The sequence below is a fragment of the Nocardioides sp. Z43_10 genome (assembly GCF_059766615.1).
The window spans coordinates 167,088-186,329 of record NZ_JCBAJY010000008.1 but is presented as its reverse complement, the minus strand read 5'-3'; the positions used below and the strand labels follow the sequence as shown (position 1 = coordinate 186,329).

Annotated in this window: 14 protein-coding genes; 5 read left to right on the top strand and 9 right to left on the bottom strand. The window is 73.3% G+C overall.

Annotated features, from left to right (window positions below):
- Window positions 1-102: 102 nt before the first annotated feature.
- Both AC6EI4_RS15770 and AC6EI4_RS15765 read right to left on the bottom strand, forming a co-directional pair.
- Window positions 103-2,091 carry a helix-turn-helix domain-containing protein gene (locus tag AC6EI4_RS15770; protein WP_498452038.1) on the bottom strand — a complete coding sequence of 663 codons (1,989 nt, stop codon included), beginning with the start codon at window positions 2,089-2,091 and terminating at the stop codon, window positions 103-105.
- Entirely contained in the window at window positions 2,088-4,724 is a 2,637-nt protein-coding gene (locus tag AC6EI4_RS15765) for a DNA translocase FtsK (RefSeq protein WP_498452037.1), read from the bottom strand. Before AC6EI4_RS15765 ends, AC6EI4_RS15770 begins: the two co-directional genes overlap by 4 nt.
- Before the next feature lie 218 nt (window positions 4,725-4,942).
- Here AC6EI4_RS15765 and AC6EI4_RS15760 point away from each other — a divergent pair, with 218 nt between their 5' ends.
- The 3 genes from AC6EI4_RS15760 to cydD all read left to right on the top strand — a co-directional run bounded on the left by AC6EI4_RS15760 (window position 4,943) and on the right by cydD (window position 10,947).
- Window positions 4,943-6,391, top strand: a complete 1,449-nt coding sequence (locus AC6EI4_RS15760) for a cytochrome ubiquinol oxidase subunit I (RefSeq protein ID WP_498423909.1) — start codon at window positions 4,943-4,945, stop codon at window positions 6,389-6,391.
- Window positions 6,392-6,401: 10 nt separating this feature from the next.
- Entirely contained in the window at window positions 6,402-7,421 is a 1,020-nt protein-coding gene (gene cydB, locus AC6EI4_RS15755; protein ID WP_498452036.1) for a cytochrome d ubiquinol oxidase subunit II, read from the top strand.
- 97 nt (window positions 7,422-7,518) lie between these two features.
- A complete protein-coding gene (gene cydD / locus AC6EI4_RS15750; protein ID WP_498452035.1) occupies window positions 7,519-10,947 on the top strand; it encodes a thiol reductant ABC exporter subunit CydD in 3,429 nt (1,142 codons plus the stop codon).
- On the opposite strand, the gene AC6EI4_RS15745 is transcribed toward cydD, so the two are convergent.
- The 7 genes from AC6EI4_RS15745 to AC6EI4_RS15715 are packed head-to-tail and all read right to left on the bottom strand — an operon-like array spanning window position 10,922 to window position 16,941.
- Complete coding sequence (locus AC6EI4_RS15745) at window positions 10,922-12,613, bottom strand: ribonuclease J (protein ID WP_498452034.1); 1,692 nt, start codon at window positions 12,611-12,613, stop codon at window positions 10,922-10,924. The genes cydD and AC6EI4_RS15745 overlap by 26 nt on opposite strands.
- Window positions 12,614-12,621: 8 nt before the next feature.
- A complete protein-coding gene (dapA, locus tag AC6EI4_RS15740) occupies window positions 12,622-13,524 on the bottom strand; it encodes a 4-hydroxy-tetrahydrodipicolinate synthase (protein WP_498423905.1) in 903 nt (300 codons plus the stop codon).
- Window positions 13,525-13,553: 29 nt separating this feature from the next.
- Window positions 13,554-14,480, bottom strand: coding sequence for an LLM class F420-dependent oxidoreductase (locus tag AC6EI4_RS15735; protein ID WP_498452033.1), 927 nt, complete (start codon window positions 14,478-14,480; stop codon window positions 13,554-13,556).
- Window positions 14,481-14,537: 57 nt separating this feature from the next.
- Window positions 14,538-15,029, bottom strand: coding sequence for a dihydrofolate reductase (locus tag AC6EI4_RS15730; RefSeq protein ID WP_498452032.1), 492 nt, complete (start codon window positions 15,027-15,029; stop codon window positions 14,538-14,540).
- Window positions 15,026-15,835, bottom strand: coding sequence for a thymidylate synthase (locus AC6EI4_RS15725; protein ID WP_498423902.1), 810 nt, complete (start codon window positions 15,833-15,835; stop codon window positions 15,026-15,028). Before AC6EI4_RS15725 ends, AC6EI4_RS15730 begins: the two co-directional genes overlap by 4 nt.
- Window positions 15,836-15,845: 10 nt before the next feature.
- Window positions 15,846-16,670: an aminoglycoside adenylyltransferase domain-containing protein gene (locus AC6EI4_RS15720; protein WP_498452031.1), complete on the bottom strand. Its 825-nt coding sequence runs from the start codon at window positions 16,668-16,670 to the stop codon at window positions 15,846-15,848.
- Between the two features lie 4 nt (window positions 16,671-16,674).
- On the bottom strand, window positions 16,675-16,941 hold the full coding sequence (locus tag AC6EI4_RS15715) for a hypothetical protein (RefSeq protein WP_498452030.1): 267 nt from the start codon (window positions 16,939-16,941) through the stop codon (window positions 16,675-16,677).
- Window positions 16,942-16,979: 38 nt separating this feature from the next.
- Here AC6EI4_RS15715 and AC6EI4_RS15710 point away from each other — a divergent pair, with 38 nt between their 5' ends.
- The gene (locus tag AC6EI4_RS15710; RefSeq protein WP_498452029.1) at window positions 16,980-18,353 is read left to right on the top strand and encodes a bifunctional adenosylcobinamide kinase/adenosylcobinamide-phosphate guanylyltransferase; all 1,374 of its coding nucleotides are present in this window, start codon (window positions 16,980-16,982) and stop codon (window positions 18,351-18,353) included.
- Window positions 18,350-19,168, top strand: coding sequence for an adenosylcobinamide-GDP ribazoletransferase (locus AC6EI4_RS15705; protein WP_498452028.1), 819 nt, complete (start codon window positions 18,350-18,352; stop codon window positions 19,166-19,168). The genes AC6EI4_RS15710 and AC6EI4_RS15705 overlap by 4 nt, the downstream gene beginning before the upstream one ends.
- The last annotated feature ends 74 nt before the right edge of the window (window positions 19,169-19,242 follow it).

Here is a 19,242-nt window from a genome sequence, read left to right as displayed (position 1 = left end):
GGGCGGTGGCTTCAGTCGTCATAGTCGTATCCGAGTATGGCGGTCGGGCGCGGCCGAGTCGAAACGCGCGCCGCACCCGACCGTGCGCGGCAGGTGGTCAGGTCAGCGGCGAACGACGAAGACACCCTCACCGGACTGCCCCGGCCGCCCGAGCGTGCCGCGCTGCTCACCGTCGACGGTGACCGAGATCGCTCCTGCGTCGGTGGCCGAGATGCGCACCGGAGGGGCCACCCGCAGACGCTTGACCTCCCCCATCGCCAGGTCGCTCTCCCAGACGACGGCGCCGCCGTCCCCGGTGACCTTGAGGTGCGCCCCACCCTTGGTCGCGCGCAGCACCACCGGGACGGTCGGCACCGAGGCGGGGGCCGCGCCGCCGACCGAGCCGTTCAGGCCGGGGGCCTGCTGCAGCTCGACGGGGGTGTCCATCACCAGACGGGCGATCGACCAGGCCAGCACGACGACCATGATCGCGGCGATCAGCGCCGACCAGTTCGGTCCGCCCCGCGTCCCTCGGATGGTCCCGTGCGCCCCGGTGGCCAGCTCCGCCTCGAACACCCGGCGCGCGTTGATCGGCGCGTCGGCGTAGCGCTCGTCGTACGACGCCAGCAGCGGCCCCGCGTCCACGCCCAGCACCCGGGCCAGCGTGCGCAGGTGGCCGCGGGCGTAGAAGTCCCCACCACAGGGCGCGAAGTCGTCGACCTCGATCGACTCGATCACGTGCGGGCGGATCCGGGTCCGCTCCGCGAGCTGGTCGACGGTGAGCGAGAGCCGGGTGCGAGCCGCGCACAGCTCGGGCCCGATCACCGGGTCCTCAGCGGGCTCGACCGCGAAGTCGTCGATGACCAGCGGCTCGACCGACTCGCCGGCGGTGGCGATCGGCCGGACCCGGTCACCCCACACCTGGGTGTCCTCGACCAGGTTGACGCTGCCGGGGCGGCGCAGCTCGCGCGCCTGGGGCGCCTCGTCGGCGGGGGCGCCCGCCTCGCGGTGGACCTCCGCCCGCGCGCCCGCCCGGGTGGTGCGCAGCGGCGCCGGAGTGGCGCTGGCGATGGGGCCCGCGCCCGGCTCGCTCGTCTGCGCGAGCGGGTCGGGCGACGCGTCGACGCGCACGTCGTCACGGTCCACGTCATGGTCGGGGTGCTGGTCGGCCTCGCGGTCGGCATCGTGGTCGGCGTCGTGGTCGGCGCGCGCGGGCAGCCTCGGCAGCCGCGCGGCGGCCTGGGAGATGGCGTGCGCCGCGAGCGGGCCGAGTCGGCGCAGACGCGACAGCGGCGCCTCGGTGGGCTCGTCCTCGGGGTGCGTCGTGGCCTGCTCGGACCGGTCGACGGGCGCCGGCTCCGCGTCGGCGCGCCGCTCGTGATCAGGGGTGTCCGCGACGGCGTCCGGCTCGTCGGCGACGACGACCTCGGGCACCAGCTCCACGACGTTCACCGACGCACCGGCGAGCCGCTCCAGGGCGACCGTGAGGTCGCCCTCGGCGCCGACCACGCGGGTGGCCAGGCCGAGCGGCACCGCGAAGGGCGCGCCGTGCAGGCGGGTGGCGACCCGGGTCTGGCGCCGTCCGGCGGCGTCGAGCTCCTCGAGGAAGCGCTCGGGGCTGCGGGCCACCAGCGCGAGCCGGCCGTCGCGCAGGATCCCGCGGCGCGGCGAGTGCTCGACCCGGTCCAGGGCGCCCCACGGCAGCCCGCGCCAGGTGCGCCCGAGCCGGATCCGCACCCCGTGCGTGTCGGCCACCAGCAGCGGCGTACGGGAGTCGACGAAGTTCCACAGGTGCATGCTGCCGAGCGCGCCCATCACCAGCACCAGCGTCCAGTCGAGGACCGCACCGGTCTGGGCCGCGCGACTCAGGTAGGCGATCGCGACCGCGGAGGCGGTCGCGCCCACCAGCGCCGAGAGGCCGGCGTTGCGGCGCACCTCGACGACGGCGGGCACCTCGCGCTGGCCGCCGAGCGGCCCGTGGGGCGTCACCGCCGTCGGCTCGATCCCGGCCGGCTGGGCGCCGGGCTCGGCGGAGCGCCCGTCCACGGCCACCAGCGGCTCGGGGACGAAGACGCGGTTCGGACGGTGGTCCCGGGCTTCTGCTGCACTCACTGTTGTTCCCCCTGGATGATGGCGATGACGCCGTCGACCTCGTCGGGCTTGACCAGCACGTCGCGTGCCTTCGAGCCCTCGCTGGGCCCGACGACCCCGCGACTCTCGAGGATGTCCATCAGGCGACCCGCCTTGGCGAAGCCCACCCGAAGCTTGCGCTGGAGCATCGAGGTCGATCCGAACTGAGTGGAGACGACGAGCTCGATGGCCTGGATGGCCAGGTCGAGGTCGTCCCCGATGTCGTCGTCGAGGTCGCGCTTGCTCGAGGCCGGCGCGGTGACGTCGTCGCGGTAGCTCGGCTCGAGCTGGCCGCGCACGTGCTTGACGACCTGCGCGATCTCGGCCTCGTTGACCCACGAGCCCTGCACGCGCACCGGCTTGGAGGCGCCCATCGGCAGGAACAGCCCGTCACCCTGGCCGACCAGCTTCTCGGCGCCCGGCTGGTCGAGGATGACCCGGCTGTCGGTGACCGAGGACGTGGCGAACGCCAGTCGCGAGGGCACGTTGGCCTTGATCAGGCCGGTCACCACGTCGACCGAGGGGCGCTGGGTGGCCAGCACCAGGTGGATTCCGGCGGCGCGCGCCAGCTGGGTGATCCGGACGACCGCGTCCTCGACGTCGCGGGGAGCGACCATCATCAGGTCGGCGAGCTCGTCGACGACCACCACCAGGTACGGGTACGGCGCGAGCTCGCGCTCGCTGCCCGGCGGCACCTCGACCTTGCCCGCGCGGACCGCCTTGTTGAAGTCGTCCACGTGACGGAAGCCGAAGTTGGCCAGGTCGTCGTAGCGCAGGTCCATCTCGCGCACGACCCAGGCCAATGCCTCGGCGGCCTTCTTGGGGTTGGTGATGATCGGGGTGATCAGGTGCGGGATGCCCTCATAGATGTTCAGCTCGACCCGCTTGGGGTCGACCAGGATCATCCGCACCTCGTCGGGGGTCGAGCGCATCAGCAGCGAGGTGATCATCGAGTTGATGAACGACGACTTGCCCGAGCCGGTGGCGCCGGCGACCAGCATGTGCGGCATCTTCGCCAGGTTGGCGACCACGAACCCGCCCTCGACGTCCTTGCCGAGCCCGACCACCATCGGGTGGTGGTCGTTGCGTGCGACGTTCGAGCGGAGCACGTCGCCGAGGGTGACGATCTCCTTGTCGCGGTTGGGGATCTCGATGCCGATCGCGGACTTGCCGGGGATCGGGCTGAGGATCCGGACGTCGGCGGAGGCGACCGCGTAGGCGATGTTCTTCGACAGCGCGGTGACCTTCTCCACCTTCACCGCGGGGCCGACCTCGACCTCGTAGCGGGTGACGGTCGGGCCGCGGGTGTAGCCGGTGACCTGGGCGTCGATGCCGAACTCGTCGAGCACCGTGGTCAGCCGCTCGACCACGTCGTCGCTGGCCTTCGAGCGCGGCTTGTGCGGCGAGCCGGGCTGGAGCAGGTCGTTGGCGGGCACCGTGTATGCGATGTCGCCGGACAGCGACAGCTGCTCGACGCGGGCGGGCAGCGGGGAGTGCGGCGGCGGGACCAGCTCGTGCTTGTCCTCGACGAGCGGGGTCTCGGGCGCGTGCGGGGCCGAGGCGGGCGTGGCCATCACGTCGACGGCCGGCGCCGGCCCGGCGCCCTCGGCCAGCGCCACGTCCAGCGCGTCCTTCTTGCGCCGGCGCTTGCTGACCTCGCGGTCCTCGAGCACCGGGGTGTCGTAGGCGGGGTCGCCGCGCTCGGGGTCGATCTCGTCGTCGTCCTCGCCGCGGCGTCCGCGGGTGCGCATCGGCTGGGTGGGCTGCTCGTCCTCGTCGTAGGTGATGCCGAAGAGCCGGTCGCGGGCCTCCGCGAGACGGTGCGGCACCTGGTAGACCGGCGTCGCGGTGATCACCAGGACCCCGAAGACCCCGAGCAGGACCAGCAGCGGCACCACGACGTACGGCGTGCGGAGCAGGTCGAGCAGCAGGCTCGAGACGACGAAGCCCACCGCTCCCCCGGCCTCCTGCAGCGAGCTGGCGTCCCCGCGCACCGGCTGCGGGCTGCCGTTGGCGATGTGCACGATGCCGAGCACGCCGAAGCCGAGCGCGGTCCAGCCGATGGCCTGGCGTCCCGCGGGGCCGTTGTGCACCGGGTCGCGCATGTTGCGCCAGCCCACGTAGACGAGCATCAGCGGCACCAGCCAGCCGACCTTGCCCACCGAGCCGGCGACGATCGTGCGGGTGACCTCCATGAACCCGCCGGGCAGCTGGAACCAGACGGCGGCCGCGGCGACCAGCGCGACGCCGAGCAGCAGCAGGCCGGCGCCGTCACGACGGTGCTCGGGCTCCAGGTCGCGGGCGCTGCGGCCGATGCTGCGGGCCACCGACCCGACACCGTGGGCCACGCCGAGCCAGGTGGCGACGAGGGCGCGGGCGAGCGCGCCGAAGAGCCGGGCCACCGGACCGGGCCCGTTGCGGACCGCCCGGGGCGCCGGGCGCGCCGGAGCGCGCTTGCCGCTCGCGCCGGACTTTCCGCGCGATGCGGTGGATCGGGTGCTTCCGGTACTCCTGGATCGGGTGCTCGAACCGCCCTTGGCCGCACTCTTGGTGCTGCTGCCTCGGGACGTGCTCGAGCTCCGCGACCCCGGCGGGGAAGACGTACGGGTCGCCATGCTCTGACCCTAGGTGAAAGTCACACGCGCATCACGCTTCACATGGAGCGTGTCGCGAGGCATCCCCGTGCTTATTCGGGACGTTCGACCCATGGCGCAGTGACGACCGACCCTGCAGACCGGGCAGGCCCAGTCATAGCGTCGATGAAGCTCCGGCGAAGTTCCGCTCGCACGCCAACCACACGGGCCTCTGTCCCGCAGCCGAAAGAAGAAGCGCCTTGGACGTTCTCGAGATTGCCCGATGGCAGTTCGGCATCATCACCGTCTACCACTTCCTCTTCGTCCCCATCACGATCGGCCTCTCGGCCATCGTCGCGTCCTTCGAGACGCTGTGGGTGTTCAAGAAGAGGCCCGAGTACCTGCGCCTGACCAAGTTCTTCGGGACGCTGTTCCTGATCAACTTCGCGCTCGGCCTGGTCACCGGCATCGTCCAGGAGTTCCAGTTCGGGATGAACTGGTCCGACTACAGCCGCTTCGTCGGTGACATCTTCGGCGCCCCGCTGGCCATCGAGGGCCTGCTGGCCTTCTTCCTGGAGTCCACGTTCCTCGGGCTGTGGATCTTCGGCTGGGACAAGCTCCCCCGTGGCCTGCACTGCGCCACCATGTGGATGGTGCACCTCGGCACCGCGTTCTCGGCGTACTTCATCCTCGCCGCCAACTCCTGGATGCAGCACCCGGTCGGCTACGAGTACAGCGCCGAGAACGGCCGCGCGGAGCTGGTCGACTTCTGGGCGGTGATGTTCAACAAGGTCCAGCTGGTGACGTTCCCGCACGTGATGGCCGCGGCGACCATGACCGGCGGCGCCTTCGTGCTCGGCGTCAGCGCCTGGCTCTACCTGCGCCGCAAGACCGCCGAGGGCGACCGCCCGATGTACCGGATCGGCATCCGCGCCGGCGCCCTGGTCACGCTGATCGCCGGGCTCGGCGTCGCCGTCACCGGCGACCTGCAGGGCAAGGTGATGACCGAGGTCCAGCCGATGAAGATGGCGGCCGCGGAGGGCCTCTACGAGACCGCCGAGAGCTGCGCGCCGTTCTCGATCTTCACCGTCGGCACCCCCGACGGCAAGGAGGAGAAGTTCGCGCTCACCGTGCCGTGTCTGCTGAGCTACCTGGGCACCGGCAGCTTCGACGGCGAGGTCCAGGGCATCAACGAGCTGCGCGAGACCTACGCCGAGGAGTTCGGCCAGGACCCGGGCGCGGCGTACTACCACGCCGGCGACTACGTCCCCTCGATCCCGGTGACCTACTGGAGCTTCCGGTTCATGATCGGGCTCGGCGTCTTCGCCGCCGCCGGTGCCGCGCTGATCCTGTGGGCGACCCGCAAGGGCCGGGTGCCCAACAACGTGTGGTGGGCGCGGCTGGCCGTCGTGCTCCCGCTCGCCGTGGTCTTCGCGAACTCGTGGGGCTGGCTGTTCACCGAGCTCGGCCGCCAGCCGTGGGTGGTGTACGGGCTGATGACCGTGGGGAACGCCGTGTCCCCGGGCGTCAGCACCACCGAGGCCTGGATCTCGCTGCTCTCGCTGACGCTGGTCTACGCGGTCCTCGCCGTGATCGAGATCGGGCTCACCCTGAAGTACGTGAAGGCCGGTGCCCCCGAGTTCCAGGAGCCGCCGGACCCCGGCAACACCCCGGCCGACGACGACGCTCCCCTGACCTTCGCCTACTGAGGACATCGCCATGGAACTCACCACTGTCTGGTTCATCCTCATCGCCGTCCTATGGATCGGCTACTTCACCCTCGAGGGCTTCGACTTCGGGGTGGGCATGCTGCTGCCCGTCCTGGCCAAGAACGACACCGAGCGCCGGGTCATGATCAACACCATCGGCCCGGTCTGGGACGGCAACGAGGTGTGGGTCCTGGTCGCCGGCGGCGCCACCTTCGCCGCCTTCCCGGAGTGGTACGCCACCCTCTTCAGCGGCTTCTACCTGCCGCTGCTGCTGATCCTGCTGGCGCTGATCGTGCGCAACCTCGGCTTCGAGTACCGCCACAAGCGCCCGGAGAAGCAGTGGCAGTCGCGCTGGACCAGCGCCATCATCGTCGGCTCGTTCCTGCCGGCGCTGCTGTGGGGCGTGGCCTTCGCCAACATCGTCGGCGGCGTGCCGATCGACGCCGACAAGGAGTTCACCGGCTCGCTGTTCACGCTGCTGAACCCCTATGGCCTGCTCGGCGGCCTGGTCACCCTGCTGCTCTTCCTCACCCACGGCGCGATGTTCGTGGCCCTGAAGACCGACGGCGACATCCGCCACCGGGCCCGCGACCTCGCGGTCAAGCTCGGCGCCGGCGCCGCCGTGGTCGCGGTGATCTTCCTGGTCTGGACCCAGGCCGAGACCGGCACCCTGGCCTCCGCCGTCGCGTTCGTGGCTGCCGCGCTCGCCCTGGTCGCCGGGATCCTCGCGGCGATGGCCGGGCGCGAGGGCTGGGGCTTCCTCGGCACGTTCGTGACCATCGGACTGGCCGTCGCCGGCCTCTTCCTGGCGCTGTTCCCCGACGTGATGCCCTCGACCACCGACGCGGCGTTCTCGCTGAACACCACCAACGCGGCCGCCACGTCGTACACGCTGACGGTGATGACCTGGGTCGCCGCGATCTTCACCCCGATCGTGCTGGGCTACCAGGCCTGGACCTACTGGGTGTTCCGCAAGCGCATCTCCATCCACCACATCCCGACCGCAGAGCTGGCCGCCAGCGGCAAGTGAGCACGACGACGGCGCCGCCCGTGGGTGACCCCCCGGTGCGGCGCCCTCGTCTGTCACGCTGGATCCAGACCGAACGCCGACGAACCAGGACCGCTGCGTGAAGCCCCTCGACCCCCGTGTCCTCCCCCACCTGCGCCCCGCTCGCGCCTCGCTGGCGGTGGTCGTGGTGGGCAACCTCCTCGCCGGCGTGCTGCTGGTGGCGCAGGCGTTCGCGCTCGCGACCCTGGTCACCCGGCTGGTCACCGGCGGCTGGGAGGCCGACCTCTCCGGCGACGGCTGGGCCGGGCCGGCGCTGGCCCTGCTCGCCATCACCCTCGGGCGTGGGCTCCTCGGCGCCCTGGTCGACACCGCCGCCTCCCGGGCCGCGGGACAGGTGGCCACCCACCTGCGCCGTACCGTCCTGCAGCGCGCCCTCGACCTGGACGCGCTCAGCCGCGCCTCGCACCGCTCCGGGGAGCTGGGCCTGCTCGCCACCCGTGGCGTCGCGGCGGTCGAGCCGTACCTCACCCGCTACCTGCCGACGCTGGTGCTGGCCGGGGTGCTGCCGGCGCTGACGGTGCTGGCGATCGCCACCCAGGACTGGCTCTCCGCGCTGGTGGTGGTGCTGACGCTGCCGCTGATCCCGGTCTTCGCGGTGCTGATCGGGATGAGCACCCGCGACCGCGCCGACCGGGAGTGGCGCATCCTGAGCCAGCTCTCGGGCCACTTCGTCGACGTGGTGCGCGGGCTGCCGACGCTGGTCGCGCACCGCCGGGCGCGGGCACAGGCGCCCCGGATCCGCGCGATCACCGACCGCTACCGACGCGCCAACGCCGACGTCCTCAAGCTCGCGTTCGCCTCCTCGGCCGCACTCGAGCTGATCGCGACGATCTCGGTGGCCCTGGTCGCGGTCCTCGTCGGCCTCCGCCTCGCCGCCGACGGCATGGAGCTGCAGACCGCTCTCACCGTGCTGCTGCTGGCCCCGGAGGCCTACTGGCCGCTGCGCCGCGTCGGCGCGGAGTTCCACGCCGCCGCCGAGGGCTCCGCGACGTTCGAGGCGATCCACGACCTCACCGCGCAGCCGTTGCCCGCCGCGGGCACCGAGCCGGCTCCGACCGGCCCGGTCCCGCTGCGCATCGACCGCCTGAGCGTGCGCTGGCCGGGCCGCGAGCAGCCGGCCCTCGAGGCGCTCGACGCCGGTATCCCGGCGCGCGGCCTCACCGTCGTCACCGGGCCGTCGGGGTGCGGCAAGAGCACGCTGCTGGCCGCGCTGCTGCGTGAGGTGCCGATCGCCGAGGGCCTGGTCCGGGTGGGCGGTGTGGACCTGGCGTCCCTCGACCCCGACTCGTGGCGCTCGCGGGTGGCCCACGTCTCGCAGCGGCCCTGGCTCACCGACGGCACCCTGGCCGACAACGTCCGCATCGGCCGCCCCGACGCCGACGACGCCGCGGTGCTCGACGCGCTGTCGCGGGTCGACCTCACCGAGTTGGTCGAGGCGCTGCCGCTGGGCATCGACACCCCCCTCGGCGAGGACGGCGTCGGCCTCTCCGCCGGCCAGCGCGCCCGCCTCGCGCTGGCGCGGGTGATCGTCTCCGAGCGCCCCTTCGTGCTCCTCGACGAGCCCACCGCCCACCTCGATGCCGCCACCGAGGACGTACTGCTGCGCACCCTGCGCGACCTCGCCCGCGATCACTGCGTGCTCGCCGTCGCCCACAGCCAGGCGCTCGTCGACGCCGCGGACACGGTGGTGGCGTTGACGGCGCGGGAGTCTGTGGTGGCTCCGGATGCCCCGGCGGCGCCGGTTTCCCCGGTCCAGTCGCCGAACCTGCACGTCCCAGGTGAAGGAACGCGTGGGAAGCGCGGGGATCGCGACTCGACCGGGGAAACCGACGACCCCGCCCCCTCCCGCCCCCGCGCCCGCCTCGCCCTGGCCACCCTGCTCGGCGTGCTGGCCTCGACGTCGGGGATCGCACTGACCGCCACCGCCGGCTGGCTGATCGTCCGGGCCGCCGAGCACCCGCCGGTGCTGATGCTGATGGTCGCGATCGTCGGGGTGCGCACCTTCGGCCTCGCCCGGCCCGCGCTGCGCTACGCCGAGCGGCTGACCTCGCACGACGTGGCCCTGCGCGAGCTGGCCGAGCGCCGCGCCAGCGTGTACGACGCGCTCGTGCCGCTGGTGCCCGGGCGGCTCGGCCGGCACCGCGGGGACCTGCTGGCCTCCGTGGTCGACGACGTGGACGCGCTGCTCGACGACCAGCTGCGGGTCCGGATGCCGCTGGTCACCTGGCTGGGCGCCGGCGCGGTCACCACGCTGGTCGCGACCTGGTTCCTGCCCGCCGCCGGCCTGGTCACCGCCGCGCTGGTGCTCCTCACCGGCACACTGACCTGGGCGACCGCCCGCTACGGTACGGCGCGGCACGCGGCCGAGCAGGTCACCGCCCGCGCCGAGCTGTCCCGGCGCAGCCTCTCGCTGCTGACCAACGCCCGCGACCTCGTCCAGTGGCAGGCGGGCGCGCGCGCCCTCGACCACGTCCAGCAGGCCGGCACCGTGCTGGCCCGGGCCACCGCCCGCACCACCCACTGGCTGGCCCTGGCCCGCACCTGGCCGATGCTGTCCGCCGGGCTGGGCGTGGTGCTGATGGCGGCCGTCGGCGGCGCCGCGCTGCGCGAGGGCACCGTGTCGGGACCGGTCGTGGCGCTGCTCGTGCTGCTCCCGCTGGCCCTGGTCGACGTGCTCAGCCCGGTCGCCGACGCCGGCGCCCTGCAGGTCTCCACCCGCGCCGCCACCCGACGCCTCGACGAGCTCACCACGCTGCCGCCCGCGGTGGCCGACCCGGTCGACCCGCTCACGCTGCCGACCCCACTGTCCCCCGCGGACGCCGCGGTCTGTCTCGACGAGGTGAAGGCCGCCTGGGAGGAGCGCGACGTGCTCGGGCCGATCTCGCTGGACCTCCCCCCGGGTCGCCGCATCGGCCTGGTCGGCCCCTCCGGCTCCGGCAAGTCCACGCTGGCCGCGGTCCTGGTGCGCTTCCTGGACCCGACCGCGGGCAGCTACCAGGTCGCCGGCATCGACGTGCGGGCCCTGGCCGCCGACGACGTACGGCGCGTGGTCGGGCTGCTCGACGACGACCCCTACCTGTTCGGCTCCACCCTGGTGGAGAACGTCCGGCTGGCCGCCCCCGACGCCGACGACGCCCAGGTGGAGACGGCGCTGCGGGCCGCCCGGCTCGGGGACTGGCTCGACGCGCTCCCCCAGGGTCTGCAGACCCGGCTCGGCGACGGTGGCGCGGCCGTCTCGGGCGGGGAGCGGGCCCGGATCGGCCTGGCCCGGATGCTGCTGGCCGACCACCGGGTGCTGGTCCTCGACGAGCCCACCGCCCACCTCGACACCCCGACCGCCCGCGCCGTCGCCGACGAGCTGCTGGCGGTCACCAGCGACCGCACGGTCGTGTGGATCACCCACGGCACCGTCGGGCTGGACCAGATGGACGAGATCGTCCGCCTCGGTCAGGAGGAGCCCCTCAGGACTCCACGACCACGGGGATGATCATCGGCCGGCGGTGGTGGGTGCGGCTCACCCAGCGCCCCACCACCCGCCGTACGATCTGCTGGAGCTGGTAGGCGTCGGTGGCGCCCTCCGCGCCGGCCCGGTCGAGCGCGTTGATGATCGGCTGCTTGATCTCCTCGAAGGTCGCGTCGTCCTCGGCGAAGCCGCGCGCGTGGATCTCCGGGCCGGCCGAGACCTTCCCGGTCACCGAGTCCACCACCACGATCACCGAGATGAAGCCCTCCTCGCCCAGGATCCGCCGGTCCTTCAGCGAGGACTCGGTGACGCCGCCGACGCTCGTGCCGTCGACGAACACGTAGCCGCACTCGACCTTCCCGGCGATCGAGGCCACCCCGTCGACGAGGTCGACGACCACGCCGTCCTCGGCGATCACCACCCGCTCGGACGGCACGCCGGTGGCCCGGGCCAGGGCCGCGTTGGCCTGCATGTGCCGGACCTCGCCGTGCACCGGCAGCACGTTGCCCGGCTTGACGATGTTGTAGCAGTACAGCAGCTCCCCGGCACTGGCGTGGCCGCTGACGTGCACGAGCGCGTTGCCCTTGTGCACCACCCGGGCCCCCCAGCGCGCGAGGCCGTTGATGACCCGGTAGACGGCGTTCTCGTTGCCCGGGATCAGCGAGCTGGCCAGGATGACGGTGTCGCCGTCCTCGATGTGCACGAAGTGGTGGTTGCGCTGCGCGATCCGGCTCAGCGCCGAGAGCGGCTCGCCCTGGGAGCCGGTCGAGATCAGCACCTGCCGCTCGGGCGCCAGCTGGGCCAGCTCCTTGGCGTCGAGCAGCACGCCCGGTGGGACGTGGAGGTAGCCCCGCTCGGCGGCGATGGCCATGTTGCGCACCATCGAGCGACCGACGTAGGCCACCTTGCGCCCGTGCGCGACCGCGGCGTCGAGGACCTGCTGCACCCGGTGCACGTGCGAGGCGAAGCAGGCCACGATGATCCGCTGGGTGCTGTGCTGGAAGGTGCGGTCCAGGACCGGGGCGATCTCCTGCTCCGAGGCGGTGAACCCCGGCACCTCGGCGTTGGTGGAGTCGGTGAGGAAGAGGTCGACGCCCTCCTCTCCCAGTCGCGCGAACGCCCGCAGGTCGGTGATCCGCCCGTCCAGGGGCAGCTGGTCCATCTTGAAGTCGCCGGTGTGCAGCACCATCCCGGCTCCGGTGCGGATGGCGACCGCCAGCGCGTCGGGGATGGAGTGGTTGACCGCCACGAACTCGAGGTCGAAGGGGCCGAAGGAGATCCGGTCCCCCTCGCGAACCACGTGGTGGACGGTCTCGCGCAGCCGGTGCTCGCGCAGCTTCGAGCCGAGCAGGGCCAGCGTCAGCTCCGAGCCCACCAGCGGGATGTCCCCGCGCTCGCGCAGCAGGTACGGCGTGGCGCCGATGTGGTCCTCGTGGCCGTGGGTGAGGACCAGCGCCTCCACCCGGTCGAGCCGGTCCCGGATCGCGGCGAAGTCGGGCAGGATCAGGTCGACGCCGGGGTGGCGGTCCTCGGGGAAGAGCACCCCGCAGTCCACGATCAGCAGCCGGTCGTCGTACTCGAAGACCGTCATGTTGCGCCCGACCTCGCCGAGCCCGCCGAGCGGGATCACCCGCAGACCTCCCGGGGCGAGCGGCTCAGGCGCGGTCAGCTCCGGGTGCGGGTGGCTCATCTGTCTCCTCAGTCGATCAGGCCCGATGCGGCGAGCCCGGCGCGCAGCGCGGCGACCTCGTCGTCGTCGAGAGCCACCAGCGGGCTGCGCACGTGCCGGTTGTCGAGCACCCCGAGCAGCTGCAGCGCCGCCTTGGCGGTGGTGGCGCCGTAGTTCGGTACCCCCATCACCGCACGGATCGCCGGCAGCAGCCGGGTGTAGACGGCGAGCGCCCCGGCGGTGTCGCCGGCGAAGAACGCGTCGGCCATCGCCTTGAGCTCGTTGCCGGCGGCGTGGCCGACCACGGAGACGAACCCGGCCGCGCCGTGCGCGAGCCAGCCGAGGTTGGCGATGTCGTCGCCGGAGTAGACCGCGTAGCCGAGCTGGGTCAACTGGACCCCGCGGGCGAAGTCGCCGACGGCGTCCTTGACCGCGACGACGTTGTCCAGGCGGATCGCCGCCTCGTAGGTCTCCATCGCGATGGTGGTGGCGGTGCGACCCGGGACGTCGTAGAGCATCACCGGGAGGTCCGCGGACCGCGCGACCTGGGTGAAGTGGTGCAGCACGCCCTTCTGGGACGGCTTGTTGTAGTACGGCGTGACCAGCAGCAGCCCGTCGGCGCCGATCTTCTCGGCCTGCTCGGCCAGCTCGACGGAGTGCACCGTGGTGTTGGTGCCCACCCCCGCGAGGATCGTGGCGCGGTCGCCGACCGCGTCCTTGACCGCGCGCAGGATGTCACCGTCCTCGGCGACCGTGGTCGTCGGCGACTCGCCGGTGGTGCCGGAGACCACCAGCCCGTCGTGGCCGTTGTCGACGAGGTACGACGCGATCCGGGCGGTGGCGTGCAGGTCGACCGAACCGTCCTCGTGGAAGGCGGTGGCCATCGCGGTCAACACACGGCCGAACGGCGCCTCGGGGGCATGGGTGCTCATAGGCACCACATTATCTGGCTGCGCCGATTTCACAGATGGGGCATGACCTGCTCGGCCACCAGCGCGAGGTGGTCGAGGTCGGAGAGGTCCAGCACCTGCAGGTAGACGCGCTGGGCGCCGAGCTCGCGGTAGCGGCCGATCTTGTCGACGACCTCCGCGGGCGTGCCGGCCAGGCCGTTCTCACGCAGCTCGGCCTTGTCCCGCCCGATCACCGCCGCGCGCCGGTCGATCTCGGCCTCGTCGGCGCCGCAGCACAGCACCAGCGCGTTGGACCAGACCAGGTCGCCGGGGTCGCGTCCGGCCGACTCGCAGGCCGCCCGGACCCGCCCGAACTGGGTGGCGGTGGTCTCCTCGGAGGCGAACGGCAGGTTGAACTCGTCGGCGTAGCGGGCAGCCAGCGCCGGGGTCCGCCGCTTGCCCAGGCCGCCGATCAGGATCGGCGGGTTCGGCTGCTGGACCGGCTTGGGCAGCGCCGGGCTGTCGGCGAGGCGGTAGTGCTCGCCGTCATGGCTGAACGTCTCGCCCACCGGGGTGGACCACAGCCCGGTGAGGATCGCGAGCTGCTCCTCGAAGCGGTCGAAGCGCTCCACGGTGCCGGGGAACGGGATGCCGTAGGCCTCGTGCTCCTGGGTGAACCAGCCGGCGCCCAGGCCGAGCTCGACCCGGCCCCCGCTCATCTGGTCGACCTGCGCCACCTGGATCGCCAGCGGCCCCGGGTAGCGGAACGTCGCCGAGGTCATCAGCGTGCCGAGCCGGATGGTGGAGGTCTCGCGGGCGAGGCCGGCCAGCGTGGTCCACGCGTCGGTCGGCCCGGGCAGGCCGTCGCCGCCCATCGTCAGGTAGTGGTCGGAGCGGAAGAACGCTCCGAAGCCGAGTCGCTCGGCCTCCTGGGCGACCCGAAGGAGGTCGTCGTAGGTGGCGCCCTGCTGGGGTTCGGTGAAGATGCGCAGCTCCATGGCCCCCACCCTGCCATCCGCTCGGTTGCCGCGCCTCGGCGGCCGACCGGGCGCGCCTCAGGCGGCGCGGCGCTCCAGCCACACCACCGAGTAGCCCTCGCGCTCCTCGCGGCGGGTCTCGGTCCACTCGTCCTCGTCGTACGCCGGGTAGTGCGTGTCGCCCGGCGGCGAGAGCGGAACCCGGGTCAGCACCTGCTGGTCGGCCAGCGGCATCGTCAGCGCATAGATCTGGGCGCCGCCGGCGACCATCACGTCGCCCTCATACGACGCGGCGAGCGCGAGCGCCTCGTCGACCGAGTGGGCCACCACCACCCCGTCGTGGGACCAGGCGGGGTCGCGGGTGACCACGATCGTGGTGCGTCCCGGCAGCGGGCGGCCGATGGAGTCGAAGGTGGCGCGACCCATCAGCAGCACGTGGCCCATGGTGACGGCCTTGAAGTGCGCCATCTCCCCGGGGATCCGCCACGGGATGTCGCCGGCGTCGCCGATCACGCCGTTGCGCGCGACCGCGACGACGTGCACGACGCGCTGGCCCGAGGGGGTCGTCATACCGCGATCGGCGCCTTGATCAGCGGGTGCGGGTCGTAGCCCTCGACGGTGATGTGCTCGAGCTCGAACGCGTCGAGTGCACTCACCGACTCGTCGAGGCGCAGCGTGGGCAGCGGGCGCGGCTCCCGGGTCAGCTGGAGCCGGGCCTGGTCGAGGTGGTTGAGGTAGAGGTGCGCGTCGCCCAGGGTGTGCACGAAGTCGCCGACCTCCAGCCCGGTGACCTGCGCGACCATGTGGGTGAGCAGCGCGTAGGAGGCGATGTTGAACGGCACGCCGAGGAACACGTCGCCGCTGCGCTGGTAGAGCTGGCAGCTCAGCTTGCCGGGCCCGTCGGCCGAGGGCGCGACGTAGAACTGGAACAGCGCGTGGCACGGCGCCAGCGCCATCTTGTCGATGTCGGCGACGTTCCAGGCGCTGACGAGGTGGCGCCGCGAGTCGGGGTCGCGGCGGATCTGTTCGACGACCTGCGCGAGCTGGTCGATGTGCCGCCCGTCCGGGGCCGGCCAGGAGCGCCACTGCCGGCCGTAGACCGGCCCGAGGTCGCCGTCCTCGTCGGCCCACTCGTCCCAGATACTGACGCCGCGCTCCTGCAGCCAGCGCACGTTGGTGTCGCCGCGCAGGAACCACAGCAGCTCGGCGAAGATGCTGCGGGTGTGCACCTTCTTGGTGGTCACCAGCGGGAAGCCGGCCGACAGGTCGAAGCGCATCTGGTGTCCGAAGACGCTCAGCGTGCCGGTGCCGGTGCGGTCGCTCTTCTCCACGCCGTCGTCGAGGATCCGCTGGAGGAGGTCGAGGTAGGGCTGCACGGGGGCGAGCCTAGCCCCGGCGGGTGCCCTCGACAGGTTGGCGGGCGCGCGTCCCGCTCTCGACGACGTACGCCGTGAACGCGGCGACGTCGTGACCGCGTGCGTCCGGGTCGCCCGCGTACTCCTCGGGGCCACCCCCACGGATCCGCAGCGCCTCGCGCAGGACCCGGTGGAAGCGCGCCGGATAGTGACCCAGCCCCCAGCGGCCCGCGCCCGACTTGCTGGTCAGCCTGCCGGTGACCAGCAGGTGGTGCAGCCGGGCGACTCCGAGCACACACCAGCAGCATGCGTCCGCGTAGGCGCCCTCGCCGGGCTGCGCGCTCAGCGCCTGCGAGGTGGCGCGCCAGTAGGTGTCGAGGTTGTCTCGGGTGAACGCGACCAGCCCGGCCGCGTCGGTCCAGATGCCGAGCGTCGCGGCGGCCGGCCCACGCACTGTGACTCCGCGTTCGGCGAGCTCGTGCCAGGTCACCGCATTGACGTCGTGCGCCGCCTCCGCCTCGAAGTGGTGGTGCAGCACGCACGGCACGTCCGGGCACAGCGCCGGCGCGCGGGTGAGGTCCTCGGCGAGCAGGTGCAGGCCGTCGAAGGGCACCCCGGGCAGATCCCGCGCCAGGGCCCGGTGGGAGTCCTCGATCGCGTCAACGTCGGCGCCGCGGGGGCGGCGGGTCAGCGTCGCGACGAAGTCGACGTCGCTGCGGCCCGGGATCCACTCGCCGAACGCGAGCCCGCCGCGCAGGTAGAGCCCCGTGACGAGGCCGGGCGCACGCGCGTCGATGTGCGCGAGCCAGGCGTCACAGACCTCACGGACCGGTCCGGGCAGCGCTACCGGCTGCACCGGCTCAGGAGGCGTGCAGCGACATCGGGCCGTAGACCTCGCGGTCGAGCTCGAAGAGCGTCACCGCGTCGACGCCCTCGGCGGCGAGGTCGGCCCAGATCTCCCCGACCCACGACTCCGCGTCGCCCTGGCTCTCGAAGCGGGCGCCGTCCAGCTCCTCGGGGACCGCCACCTCCTCGCCCGCGGCGTTCTCCATCCGCCACCACCACGGTCGGTCCGTGGGCGCGGGCTGACGGAAGGTGGGCGCGGACTCGTCCGAAGGGTTCACCATGGGCCGAGCATAGGACGGGTCGCGCATAAGGTTCTCCGGTGACCGTCCGCCTCCTGGGCACGGGTGCAGCCGACGGCTGGCCCAACCCCTTCTGCACCTGCGCGTCCTGCACTGCCGAGCGGGCGGCCGGGCGCACCCGAGCGCAGACCGCAGCTCTGGTCGATGACGTGCTGCTGCTGGACTGCGGCCCGGAGACGCCGGCGGCGGCCACCCGGCACGGGGTCGCGCTGGACCGGGTGCGCTACGTGCTCTTCACCCACCAGCACACCGACCACTGCTCCCCCGCGTTCCTGCTGCACCGCTCGTGGGTCAGCTCCGGACCGCTGACCGTGCTCGGCCCCCCGGACGTGATCGAGGCCTGCCGCCCGTGGCTGGCCGACGACACCGAGGTGCGGTTCGTGGCGGTGGCCCCGGGCGACACCCTCGACCTGGACGGGTACGGCGTGCGCGTGCTGGCCTCCTCCCACGTGACCGGACTGAGCCGCGACGGCGCCCCGGACGCGGTGCTCTACGAGGTCCGCACCCCCGAGGGGCGCAGCGTGCTGCACGCCGCCGACACCGGGCCGCTGCCCGAGGAGACCGTCGAGGCGCTGCGCGGCGCCGCGCTGGACACGGTGCTGATGGAGCAGACCTTCGGGGACCGCAGCGACCTGTCCGGCACCGGTCACCTCGACCTCACCACGTTCCCTGAGCAGCTGCGTCGGCTGCGGGCGGTGGGTGCCCTCGGCGCCGCCACCGAGGTGGTCGCGGTGCACCTGTCCCACTACAACCCGCCGACCGCCGAGCTGGCCCGGCGCCTGGCCGACTGGGGCGTGCGGGTGGTCGACGACGGCACCCTGCTCGACCCGGTGACCCGCGCCGTACCGCGCCACGACGGGCCGCTGCGGACCCTGGTCACCGGCGGGGCCCGCTCGGGGAAGTCCCAGGAGGCCGAGCGGCTGCTGGCCGGGGCCGCAGGGGTCACCTACGTCGCGACCTCCTACCCCGCGCTGCCCGACGACGCGGAGTGGGCCGAGCGGATCCGGGTCCATCGCGTGCGACGGCCCCCGCACTGGGAGACCGTCGAGACCCTCGACCTGGCCGGGCTGCTGCGCTCCCCCGGCTCGCCGCTGCTGGTGGACTGCCTGACGCTGTGGCTGACCCGGGTGATGGACGCCCACGACGCCTGGTCGGACGCGACGTGGCCGCGTGCCGAGCAGGCGGTGCGCGCGGAGATCGACGCGCTCGTCGAGGCCTGGCGGGCTACGGCGCGGCGCGTCGTCGCGGTCACCAACGAGGTCGGCCAGGGCCTCGTACCCGACACCGCGTCCGGGCGGCGCTTCCGCGACCTGATGGGCCTGCTCAACGCCCGGGTGGCCGACGCCACCGAGGACGTGCGCTGGTGCGTCGCGGGGCGGGTCGTGCACCTGTGAGGGGCGGGCTGGGAGGCGACGCGCTGCGGCTGATGCTCGGCACGCTGACCGCGCTGCCGGTGCCCGCGCCCCGGCGGGTGGACCGGGCGACCGCGGGACTCGCGATGACGCTGGCGCCCGCCGGCGGCCTGGTGCTGGCGGTGGCGGTCGGCCTCCCGCTGCTGGCCGCCGAGCACTGGTCGCGGGCCTCGGCCGTGCTGCTGGCGGCGCTGGCCATCGCCGCGCTGGCCGCGCTGACCCGGGCGATGCACCTCGACGGGCTGGCCGACACCGCCGACGGCCTCGGCAGCGGGCGTCGCGGCGAGGCGGCGCTGGCGATCATGAAGCAGTCCGACATCGGCCCCTTCGGCGTCGCGACGCTCGTGCTCACGCTGCTGGTCCAGGTGGCCGCCCTCAGCGAGCTGGTAGCGGCGGGCGCCGGCGCCGCCTCGCTGGCGGTGGCGCTGGTGGCCAGCCGCGCGGTGCTGCCGCTGCTGTGCACCCACCGCTTCCCGGCCGCCCGGCCCGACGGCCTCGGCGCCACCGTGGCCGGCACAGTGTCGGCCCGGCTGGCGATCGTCGCGGCCGCGCTCACGCTGGTCCTGGCCGGCGGCGCTGGCTGGGCGCTGCTCGGCTGCTGGGCGCTGCCCGCGGGCTACCCGGTGGGCGAGGTCGCGGCGGGACTGGCGCTCGCCGTACCCGTCGGGATCGCGGCCGGCGCGCTGCTCGCCGTACACGCTGGGCGGCGGTTCGGCGGACTGACCGGCGACGTCTACGGCGCCTCCGTCGAGACCTCCTTCACCGCCGTCCTGGTGGTCGCCGCGCTCGTTGCTTGAGGGCGCGGCGGCGCGCGGGTGGGTGCGGGGCGTCGGTTTCCCCGGCCGACCGGCGATCGCTGCACTTGTCGGGC

Coding starts and splice junctions, on each gene's coding strand:
- AC6EI4_RS15765 (WP_498452037.1), bottom strand. CDS start 4,724: ATGGCGACCCGTACGTCTTCCCCGCCGGGGTCGCGGAGCTCGAGCACG.
- cydB (WP_498452036.1), top strand. CDS start 6,402: ATGGAACTCACCACTGTCTGGTTCATCCTCATCGCCGTCCTATGGATC.
- AC6EI4_RS15745 (WP_498452034.1), bottom strand. CDS start 12,613: ATGAGCCACCCGCACCCGGAGCTGACCGCGCCTGAGCCGCTCGCCCCG.
- dapA (WP_498423905.1), bottom strand. CDS start 13,524: ATGAGCACCCATGCCCCCGAGGCGCCGTTCGGCCGTGTGTTGACCGCG.
- AC6EI4_RS15735 (WP_498452033.1), bottom strand. CDS start 14,480: ATGGAGCTGCGCATCTTCACCGAACCCCAGCAGGGCGCCACCTACGAC.
- AC6EI4_RS15730 (WP_498452032.1), bottom strand. CDS start 15,029: ATGACGACCCCCTCGGGCCAGCGCGTCGTGCACGTCGTCGCGGTCGCG.
- AC6EI4_RS15715 (WP_498452030.1), bottom strand. CDS start 16,941: ATGGTGAACCCTTCGGACGAGTCCGCGCCCACCTTCCGTCAGCCCGCG.